Origin of the sequence: Paraburkholderia lebeckiae (assembly GCF_014201005.1) — a bacterium.
GTDB classification, from domain to species: domain Bacteria; phylum Pseudomonadota; class Gammaproteobacteria; order Burkholderiales; family Burkholderiaceae; genus Paraburkholderia; species Paraburkholderia tuberum.
This window is the reverse complement of sequence record NZ_JACHDK010000016.1, coordinates 123,518-132,181: the sequence shown is the minus strand read 5'-3', so window position 1 is coordinate 132,181 and position 8,664 is coordinate 123,518. Positions and strand designations below refer to the sequence as shown.

Genomic DNA, 8,664 nt, shown 5'->3' with positions numbered 1-8,664 from the left:
AGCAGACCTGCCTTGCCCTTCTTGCCGACTCCGCCCTTGAAGACGGGCTTGATGAAGATCTGGCGATGACGGTCGATCAGCGCCTTGACTTCCTCCTCGCTGGCGCTCGGGCCGAGGATTTCGCTGGCTGGAAATCCGACGAATTGCAGCAGGCGCGCGCCGTGCAACATACCGGTGATTTGCATGAAGTTGTCTCCTGAAGGGCATAGCGATATAGAAAGAAACGGGTGTTCGGATTGGTCGTTTGGCGAAAGCGCCAGGCGTGACAAGCGGCCGTGACGCCGATGGCGGTCGGAATGCGTTGCTGATGTGTGTTGAATTGTCCGGTGCTCGAACCGGCTGGGGCTCGAGACGACCCGGCCCAAGGGGCGATCGTTAGCCGCTCCAGGTGCGCCTTGCGTTGTACATAGCCTTGTCTCCGATGCGTTTTACTTTCGTTCCAATCTCGCTGGAATCTTGAGTACAGATACTCACGCAAATGGAGTTACGCGATAAGTGCATTTTTTCGAAGCATTGATGTTTGGACGTTATCAATGCAGCTGGATGAAACGTGGCATCACCGCCACGTTCCTCTGCGCTGCCTGTCGGGGCAGACGGGTCAGCGGTCCAATCTGTGATTTGACTTTCGTTGATGGTCCGTCATGCGCGAATCAAGCGACATTCGACATATGCAAGAGACCGTCCGGTCAGGGTCGCTATGTAAACCTCCGCATAGCGACCCACAGGCGCTATTGGCGATTGCTGTCAACCCACACTTAGAGGCGCACCAGTTTCGCCAGGACGGACTTCAAGCGCTGCTGTAAAAAATCCGGAGCCACTGCGATCAGATAGTTCCCTTGTCCGAAAATTCGACGCACATACGAGTCGGCCTGCGTGTCCAAAGCGATGCCGAAGCAGTGGATTCCAGCCCGCCTCGCATGCTGCACCGCGACCCGGGCGTCTTCGAGCAGGTAGGCATCGCGTGTCACGTCGATGTCCGCGGGTGCGCCATCCGTCACCATCAGAATGGCGCGGATGTCCTCCGACTGGTCCTCGATTAGCGCGGTCGCATGGCGCACTGCCGCCCCCAAAGCGGGTTGACCAGGCGGCCGCAGCGCTGGCCAGGCGTTGGCGTGAAACCTCGCCAAACGGCATATCGAAATCCAGATAGCGTTCATAGAGGACGTGTTTTCGTGTGATGACCGGCATGACTCGCTCCGACACACGACCTTCATTACATCTTGCGCAGGTGTTCACGTGCCGTCAACACCAGTTACGTGCAGTTGTCGGCGCGGATGGAATAGATCGGAATACAGAGGAATTTGGCGGAACAGGAAATATTTTTTTGGTGTTGATCCCAGTTCCCTTCAATGCACATGGACTTTCACACGCTCACTGCTCACGCACACGAGCGTCAACAGAACTGGTCAGCATGTGCTCGTCGATTCACCTTGAGGGAGAGCCGGAACACGTTCGATGTTGCTAGCCAGAAAACGCGATACTCACCTACCTTGCGTCGCCATCGCTACGGTGCTTCCATTCACGGCCACGTCTGATGCACCCGGAGATCAACCAGCCATGCACACGCGACTTACTTCGCTGCATCACTGCATTGAACGCACGACACACTGCGACTACATTGAAGCGAATTTCTGTTGCACATGGCTTGTACATCCTATGCACGGAGGTGACACATGGCGCAGAAAACAACATGAAAATTGAGGTATGGCAGGATAGGCTTGCGCGGGTTTTGGGCGCCATGGGCACCCACTCCGACACGCCGCACCCGCTCGCAGCATCAGTGGCTTCTGCGATCCGCACAATCCTTGGCAACGTGGGTCGAACGAAAATACCAACGGACTCCTGAGACAGTATCTCCCTAAAGGAATCGACCTCTCAGTGTATTCGCAGGCAGAACTCCATGCCGTCGCCAGGCGACTCGACGAACGTGCGAGGAAAACTCTAAACTTCGATACACCGGCTGAGCGATCTCATCAATCTGTTGCATCGACCGGTTGAATCCGCCGAGTGAACCGGCCATCGCAATGACGGCTTTGTGGGTTGCGCGAACGGCAACTATTGGCCGACTATCGCCTGATGCGCCCAGCGTTTGCCACTCCGCAAGTGGCGCTCGACTTTCTCACGCGCGGTCGCTGGCGAAAGGTTGGTCTCAGGTAGTTCCGCGGCGCGCGCCACCCTCACGAGTAACCGGCAGCAGGCCGCTGCCGGTTTCAACTACGCTCTCATCCGTCAATTTGCTGAATGCCGGCCAGTCGCCACGCCTGGTTGCCACGTGCGTCGCTGACCATGTTCCAGACTTCCTGGAACGGCTGGGCAGTCGGCGCATCGTCTTCCCGCATTTGACCGTAAAAGCGAACGCTAACCAGCGTTTCATCCGCATTGCGTTCTGTGCCAAGCACCTCCGCGTCAAGTTGCGTGACTTCCGTATGACTCACCTGGCGACCCCGAGCTTCGAGATCCCACTTGATTTGCGCGAACATCTCCGGCGTCGTCAATTCGAACAGGTCACCCTGCTCGTTCCGGTCCCATGCGCCTTGAAGGCGCATGAACAAGGTCTTTGCCGATACAAGAAACGCCGCCTGATCTTGCTCGAGTGGTAGTCCCGTTGTCCTCTCCGTGTCCGCTGCTCCCGTCAAACCCATCGCCGCGTTCGGCCAGCCCCGCAAGTTCGCTTCAGGCCGCGCTTGCGGGATCTGATTCAGAAACCGCGAGCCGTTCGTTTGCTGGCGGTTCACGGGACCGTGTCCATAGGCAAGATCCGGACGACGCCGGTTGGCGATAAAGCGGAATAGCATCACGCCGGCGAAAATCACCGCCCCGATCAGCAACGCATTCGACAGCATCTGCGCCAGTTCTTCGCCCAGGCCAAACGACGACAGCAATGCTGCAATCCCAAGGCCCGCAGCGAGACCAGCCAGCGGGCCCATCCAGCGGTTACCCGCTGCCGCAGCAGGCGCCTGCGCGGCCTGTTGTGCCGGCTGTGCCTGTTGGCTTCGCTGCGCTTGTCCAGACGGCGACGCCGTCTGCGACTGCCGCCCGATGCTTTGACTCCCGCCTACGCGCTTCGCCTCGGCGTCGTTCGACGCCACGGCGCCCAGCGCCAGCAGTCCCGCCAGACCGAACGCGGCCGTCCCGCGCGTGACTGCACCGGCAGCACGTCGCAATTTGTTGATGATTTGCGTGTACATAAAAACCTCTTTCGATGAGTCGCGAAACTGCCCGCAACGCGCTCCATTTGCGCGCGCAAATACATTACGAACAGTAATATTTTTAGCTACGCAAGCTCGCCGCCGGTTGTGCCTTCGATCCGTCAAAAGCGGCGTGAAAACCGTTGCCGTGGATGTAGTGCTCCAGTTGCCGGATGGTGTGCTCCTGCTCGGAAATCAGGTTCTTGATCAGGTCGCCGATCGACACCATTCCTGTCACCTGCCCTGCGCTGATCACAGGCAGATGGCGAATCCGATGTTCTGTCATGATCGCCATGCACTCGTCCGTCGTCTGCTTCGGGCTGACATAACGCACCGCCGTCGACATGATGTCGCGCACAGGCGTATTCGTTGACGAGCGTTCCATCAGAACGATCTTCCGGGCGTAATCGCGCTCCGTCACGATGCCGGCTATGCGCCCGTCGTGCACGGCGATGAGCGCTCCAACCTCCCTGTGAGCCATGATCGATATCGCGTTGCAAACCGAAGCGGATGCCTCGATCGACCACACTGTCCGGGAAGCTTTCGCACGCAGCAATTCTGCAACCGATGCCATATGTCACCTCTGTCAGCTGTCATGAAACGCCCGCCGACGCTTCGGGGCGAAGTTTCAATCTAACTGAACCCATGCCAACATAAAATTCGTATTTTTATTGTTGATACTTCGAGAAAAACATATCTTTCCGTAATCGGTGGAGGATTCGTGAATTTCAAGCATCTCTATTACTTTTGGGTCGCGGCTCGCGCGGGCGGCATCGTGCGCGCGGGCGAGCAGTTGCACATCACGCCGCAAACGCTCAGTGGCCAGATCAAGCTTCTCGAAGAGGCGCTGGATAAGAAGCTGTTCAGGAAAACCGGCCGCACGCTCGAACTGACCGATGCGGGGCGCCTCGCGCTCGACTACGCCGACGAGATATTTTCGTTAGGTTCGGAACTCGAAAGCGCTGTGCGGCGCGAAAGCGAATCCGGTGCGCAAACGCGGTTTCGCGTCGGGATCGCGGATTCGGTCCCCAAGGCGATTGCGTACCGGCTGCTGGAACCCGCGCTGAGCGCGTCGGCGTCGCTGCGCATGATCTGTCACGAAGGCAAACTGCACGCGCTGCTCGCGCAACTGGCCGTGCACCGCCTCGATCTGATCATCGCGGACGCCCCCATTCCCGTCGACGTCAACATCAAGGCGTTCAATCACCGCCTCGGACGGTCGACGCTAAGCTGCTTCGGAACCCAGGCGCTGATTCAAAGCAGCAAAAAACGCTTCCCGATGTCGCTCGATAAGCTGCCTATGCTACTGCCCGGCACGGAATCCGCCGTGCGGCGCAAGCTGGATCACTGGCTCGCCTCGCACGCCATTTCGCCGCGCATCGTCGGCGAGTTCGACGACGGAGCGATGACCATGGCATTCGGCCGCGAAGGCCGCGGCCTGCTGTTCGCGCCAACCGTGCTCGAAAGCCAGCTGCAGACAGAGCACAACCTGGCGATAGTCGGGCAGATCAATTCGATCGTCGAGGAATTTTTTGCAATCTCTATCGAGCGCCACATCAGCCACCCGGCTGTCGCGATGATCATGGACGCGGCGCGTAGCGAACTGTTCAACGTTTAGGCGGGGCCGTTTCTGTGTAGGATGAACTCGCGATGCCGGCAACACCCTGGTTTGAGCGCGCTTGCGGCCCCTTACGTAGCAGGAACGCGGCGATCACCTCGAAGGTCTCGATGCGAACGCACGCGTGTTCAATTCGATGATGACAATAGCTACTATCGCTATTCCATTAGAGCGATGAACAGATTGCTAATGTCCGCGAGAAGCACGCATGCGTTTTATATCGAGTCGACGTCCATACGCGATCTATCCAAAGTTAGCGGCCGACGGCTCGCCTGATCAAACGGCCGGGCAGATGAAGGCTATGGCCGTTTCCGATGTGAAGGTACGCCTCTCGCGATTGATACCCCGCATCTTGCGATGCTTCGTTACGTTGTCAGAATCGCTCTTTATTCAGACTCCTAGACGCGCCCGGTGACACGGGCGGTTCCCTCATGTTGAAGCGGGAACAGCTCCTGCAAGCAACTTCGTGTCGCAGTCACCATCTTCTATCCGCTGGCGGCTAGCCAGCATCATCTGTTGCGCGTTGCGCCGGAATTTCTTTTCGGGAGCACGCCCCATCTCAAGAATCGGTTACGTGAGTAACCCGGGCACCCCACGGGCATGTTCACTTCAAACCGCCCATACATCGTGTCCCGCGCTTTCCATGGTGATGTTGTCGGAACGCCTTTGCGGATCACTGACTTCAGCTGCGCCCCCTCGGGTATCACCCCGTCCTTCAGATAGCGCCACAACGCAATTGCGAGACGCCGCGCCACCGCGACGATGGCGATACGTCGGGCGCGGCGATTCAGTGGGACGCCCTGTGTTCGCTGTAAGAACCACCGTGTCAGCACACTGTCGGGCTGGTACCGCAGCCAGGACCACGCCATCTCGATGAGCAGGGCACGCACCCCTCGATTGCCCTGCTTGCTGATGCCCTGATCTGTGCGGCTCCCGCTACTGTCGTATGGCTGTGGTACGAGGCCCAAGCACGCACCGACTTCACGCCGGTTGTGGAATGCCCGCCAGAACAGTTCGAGCGCAGGATGCATGCAGGTCAGTCAAAGTCGAACATATCGAACAGTGACTTCTTTTTGCGGCGCGGATCGTAGTGCTTGCGCTGATCGCCGTGGTAAGAATCGTTGCGCCGTCCCCACTGCTGGTCATGGTGGCCGTCGCGGTCGCCGTAGCGCGCGTCGCGCTCGACCTGATTGCTTCTGTTGTCCGGTTCGGGCGTGTCCTGCATCTGGGTCAGCAGCTTGTCCAGCTCGCCGCGATCGAGCCATACGCCACGGCATGTCGGGCAATAGTCGATCTCGATGTTCTGACGCTCGGTCATCAGCAGATCGGGGGTCTTGCAAACGGGGCACTTCATTGCGTTGCTCCTTTCGTAACGTTCAACCTTTGTGCTGCCGGTCGGGGCGGCGTTCAACCGCCCCGATACTTCTGTCAGTCCGCTTCAGTCCGCTTCGTTAAGTTCGAGAAAGCCGAACCGCTGGTCTGCGTCTTTTCAGACTTTGCTTCGGAGCCGGCTTCACGCTCCGCTTCCAAAACTGCCGCCTTGTGCTCGCGCTTGTCCTTTCTGCGCCGCGCCATCATGTTCATGCCTTCGACGAAGACTGCGAACGCCATGGCCGTGTAGATGTAGCCCTTCGGCACGTGCGAACCAAAACCTTCGGCAATCAGCGTCATCGCGATCACCAGCAGAAAGCTCAGCGCAAGCGTGACGATGGTCGGATTGCGCTCGATGAACTTCGACAGCGGGCGAGCCGCGAACAACATCGCCGTGACAGCAGCGATCACTGCAATGAACATGATGGGCAGGTGATCCGTCATGCCGACCGCGGTGATGATGCTGTCGACGGAAAACACGAGGTCGAGCAGCAGGATCTGGCCGATGGCAGCCGTCACCGTCATGCCGCCGACGCCCACCGCAGGATTCGTGTGCGCCTCGGCGTCACGGCTCACGTGATGGTGCATTTCACGCGTGGCCTTCCACACAAGGAACAGACCGCCCGCGAGCAGGATCAGGTCGCGCCACGAAAACGCGTGATCGAACACGGAAAACACAGGCTCGGTGAGACGCGCGATCCACGCGACGGTGCCCAGCAGGCCGAGCCGCATCAGCAGCGCCAGCATGATGCCGATACGCTGCGTGCGCGCGCGTTGCGCTTCGGGGAGCTTGTTGCTCAGAATCGAAATGAAGATCAGGTTGTCGATGCCAAGCACGATCTCCATCACGACGAGCGTCACGAGTGCAGCCCATGCAGCGGGATCGGCGGCCAGGGTCAGTAAGGATTCCATTTGGGAGCGTCGTTCTCCGGTCGAGAAGAAAACGGCTGACTACTGGGTCACAGCCTGTGGAAAGCATGATCGCCTGGCGCCGTAATCGAAAAAACCAGTGATAAGCTGACGGTTGATTCGGTTTTTTCGAAGTGAGGCCACACATGCTCAACTACCGGCACTTGCACTATTTCTGGGTCGTCGTGAAGGAAGGCGGGTTTGCGCGCGCCGCCGAACGGCTCGACATGGCGGTGCAAACCATCAGCGCGCAGGTGCGCGAACTGGAAAAATCGCTCGGACATCAACTGCTGAAGCCCGCCGGACGCGGCGTCGCGATGACGGAAGCGGGACAGGCGGCGTATGCGCGAGCGGAGGAAATCTTCCAGATCGGGCGCGCATTGCACGACGAAGTGCGCGAAGCGGCCAGCGGGACCGTCGCGCGCTTCGCGGTCGGCTTGACGGATGGCATTTCGAAGCTGGCCGTCCACGCCATTCTTGCGGGCGTGCTGGACACGCCTTCGCTACGGCTGCTCTGCCACGAAGGCGAAGCGGAAGACCTGCTGGCGGAACTGGCGCATCACCATCTGGATCTCGTGCTGTCCAGCCAGCCCGCGCCGCACAACTCGAATCTGCGTCTATCCAGCGAGCGCCTGATCGCTTCGCCGATCGACTGGTACGGGCCGGCCGCCGTGGTGCGAAAAACGCATGTCGATCATTTTCCGCGATGCCTCGCGTCGCTGCCGGTGCTGCTGCCGACGGGACACTCGTCGCTGCGTTCGCGCCTCGACCGCTGGTTCGAAGCGGAAGGCATCCGGCCACGCGTCGCGGGCGAGTTCGAGGACAGCGCGTTGATGGCGCTGTTCGCGTCGCGCGGCATGGGTGTGTTTCCGCTCGCGGCGTTCGGCGCCGAGCGCAACGATCCCACGCATCGCGGCTTGCGCTGGCTCGGCCGCTCGCCGGAAGTGAAGGAGGAAATACACGCAATCGTGTCGCGGCGCGGGCGGCATCATCCTTTGACGCAAAAGGTGTTGAGTGCGGCGCATGCGTGACCGCGTTCGTGATCACGAAAACGAAGGTTCGGTTTTTCCGAAGCTGCATTTCCGTTATTTCTGCTTTTTCCTCGACGCCGCCTCACCGTACTCTTGAGCCGTACCCACGAAGGAGGTGTCTCATGCAAGTCCTGTTCAAGTCCCGCGACCGTGAAGCCGTCCGTCTGCGCAGCTTCGCGCGCCAACGCATCCGGTTCGTGTTTCGCCGCATGGACTGGCTGATTTCGAAGGCGACCGTCAGCATGTCGGACATCAACGGCCCGCGCGGCGGACTCGACAAACGCTGCCAGGTGCAGGTGCAGACGCCCGATGCGACGCCTGTCGTCGTGACGTCGATCGCAAGAGACTGGCGCGGCGCACTCGATCTCGCGCTGGCCCGCGCGGCGCGTTCGATCATCCGCAGGCGGCAGGCGCGCATTGCGACTCGGGGTCCCCGTGATTTTGATGCCGTTTACTGGCGATGAACAAGGTACGCGCGAATTCCTATGAAGACAGATAGCAAACGTCTTGTGCTGAAATAGCAAGATTACATAAGCCTTTCGGTTAT

Annotated in this window: 8 protein-coding genes and 3 pseudogenes; 4 read left to right on the top strand and 7 right to left on the bottom strand. The window is 59.5% G+C overall.

Annotated features, from left to right (window positions below; translation table 11 throughout):
- Together HDG39_RS25620 and HDG39_RS25615 are read right to left on the bottom strand one after the other, a co-directional pair.
- A pseudogene (locus HDG39_RS25620) lies at positions 1 to 185 on the bottom strand (carboxylate--amine ligase); the annotation flags it as partial.
- 570 nt (positions 186 to 755) lie between these two features.
- Positions 756 to 1,157, bottom strand: coding sequence for a hypothetical protein (locus tag HDG39_RS25615; RefSeq protein ID WP_184009695.1), 402 nt, complete (start codon positions 1,155 to 1,157; stop codon positions 756 to 758).
- Between the two features lie 628 nt (positions 1,158 to 1,785).
- On the opposite strand from HDG39_RS25615, the pseudogene HDG39_RS25610 reads away from it, so the two are divergent.
- Positions 1,786 to 1,998, top strand: a pseudogene (locus HDG39_RS25610) (transposase); the annotation flags it as partial.
- Between the two features lie 224 nt (positions 1,999 to 2,222).
- Here the strand turns inward: HDG39_RS25610 and HDG39_RS25605 are convergent.
- Positions 2,223 to 3,188 (bottom strand): Tim44 domain-containing protein, encoded by a 966-nt coding sequence (locus HDG39_RS25605; protein WP_184009705.1) that lies wholly within the window; start codon positions 3,186 to 3,188, stop codon positions 2,223 to 2,225.
- A gap of 82 nt (positions 3,189 to 3,270) precedes the next feature.
- On the bottom strand, positions 3,271 to 3,762 hold the full coding sequence (locus tag HDG39_RS25600; RefSeq protein WP_184009693.1) for a CBS domain-containing protein: 492 nt from the start codon (positions 3,760 to 3,762) through the stop codon (positions 3,271 to 3,273).
- Positions 3,763 to 3,909: 147 nt separating this feature from the next.
- On the opposite strand from HDG39_RS25600, the gene nhaR reads away from it, so the two are divergent.
- Positions 3,910 to 4,806, top strand: a complete 897-nt coding sequence (gene nhaR / locus HDG39_RS25595) for a transcriptional activator NhaR (protein WP_184009691.1) — start codon at positions 3,910 to 3,912, stop codon at positions 4,804 to 4,806.
- A gap of 680 nt (positions 4,807 to 5,486) precedes the next feature.
- Here nhaR and HDG39_RS25590 read toward each other — a convergent pair.
- From HDG39_RS25590 to HDG39_RS25580, 3 genes and pseudogenes are all read right to left on the bottom strand, one after another.
- Positions 5,487 to 5,825, bottom strand: a pseudogene (locus HDG39_RS25590) (transposase); the annotation flags it as partial.
- Between the two features lie 17 nt (positions 5,826 to 5,842).
- Positions 5,843 to 6,160, bottom strand: a complete 318-nt coding sequence (locus tag HDG39_RS25585; protein WP_184009689.1) for a TFIIB-type zinc ribbon-containing protein — start codon at positions 6,158 to 6,160, stop codon at positions 5,843 to 5,845.
- Between the two features lie 74 nt (positions 6,161 to 6,234).
- Positions 6,235 to 7,089, bottom strand: a complete 855-nt coding sequence (locus HDG39_RS25580; RefSeq protein WP_184009687.1) for a TerC family protein — start codon at positions 7,087 to 7,089, stop codon at positions 6,235 to 6,237.
- 143 nt (positions 7,090 to 7,232) lie between these two features.
- On the opposite strand from HDG39_RS25580, the gene HDG39_RS25575 reads away from it, so the two are divergent.
- Positions 7,233 to 8,117, top strand: coding sequence for a LysR family transcriptional regulator (locus HDG39_RS25575; RefSeq protein WP_184009685.1), 885 nt, complete (start codon positions 7,233 to 7,235; stop codon positions 8,115 to 8,117).
- Positions 8,118 to 8,239: 122 nt separating this feature from the next.
- Positions 8,240 to 8,581 (top strand): HPF/RaiA family ribosome-associated protein, encoded by a 342-nt coding sequence (locus HDG39_RS25570; protein WP_184009683.1) that lies wholly within the window; start codon positions 8,240 to 8,242, stop codon positions 8,579 to 8,581.
- Positions 8,582 to 8,664: the final 83 nt, after the last annotated feature.

Excerpts from the sequence above, each read along its gene's own strand:
- HDG39_RS25615 (WP_184009695.1), bottom strand. The coding sequence starts at position 1,157 with ATGAACGCTATCTGGATTTCGATATGCCGTTTGGCGAGGTTTCACGCC.
- HDG39_RS25605 (WP_184009705.1), bottom strand. The coding sequence starts at position 3,188 with ATGTACACGCAAATCATCAACAAATTGCGACGTGCTGCCGGTGCAGTC.
- HDG39_RS25600 (WP_184009693.1), bottom strand. The coding sequence starts at position 3,762 with ATGGCATCGGTTGCAGAATTGCTGCGTGCGAAAGCTTCCCGGACAGTG.
- HDG39_RS25585 (WP_184009689.1), bottom strand. The coding sequence starts at position 6,160 with ATGAAGTGCCCCGTTTGCAAGACCCCCGATCTGCTGATGACCGAGCGT.
- HDG39_RS25580 (WP_184009687.1), bottom strand. The coding sequence starts at position 7,089 with ATGGAATCCTTACTGACCCTGGCCGCCGATCCCGCTGCATGGGCTGCA.
- HDG39_RS25575 (WP_184009685.1), top strand. The coding sequence starts at position 7,233 with ATGCTCAACTACCGGCACTTGCACTATTTCTGGGTCGTCGTGAAGGAA.
- HDG39_RS25570 (WP_184009683.1), top strand. The coding sequence starts at position 8,240 with ATGCAAGTCCTGTTCAAGTCCCGCGACCGTGAAGCCGTCCGTCTGCGC.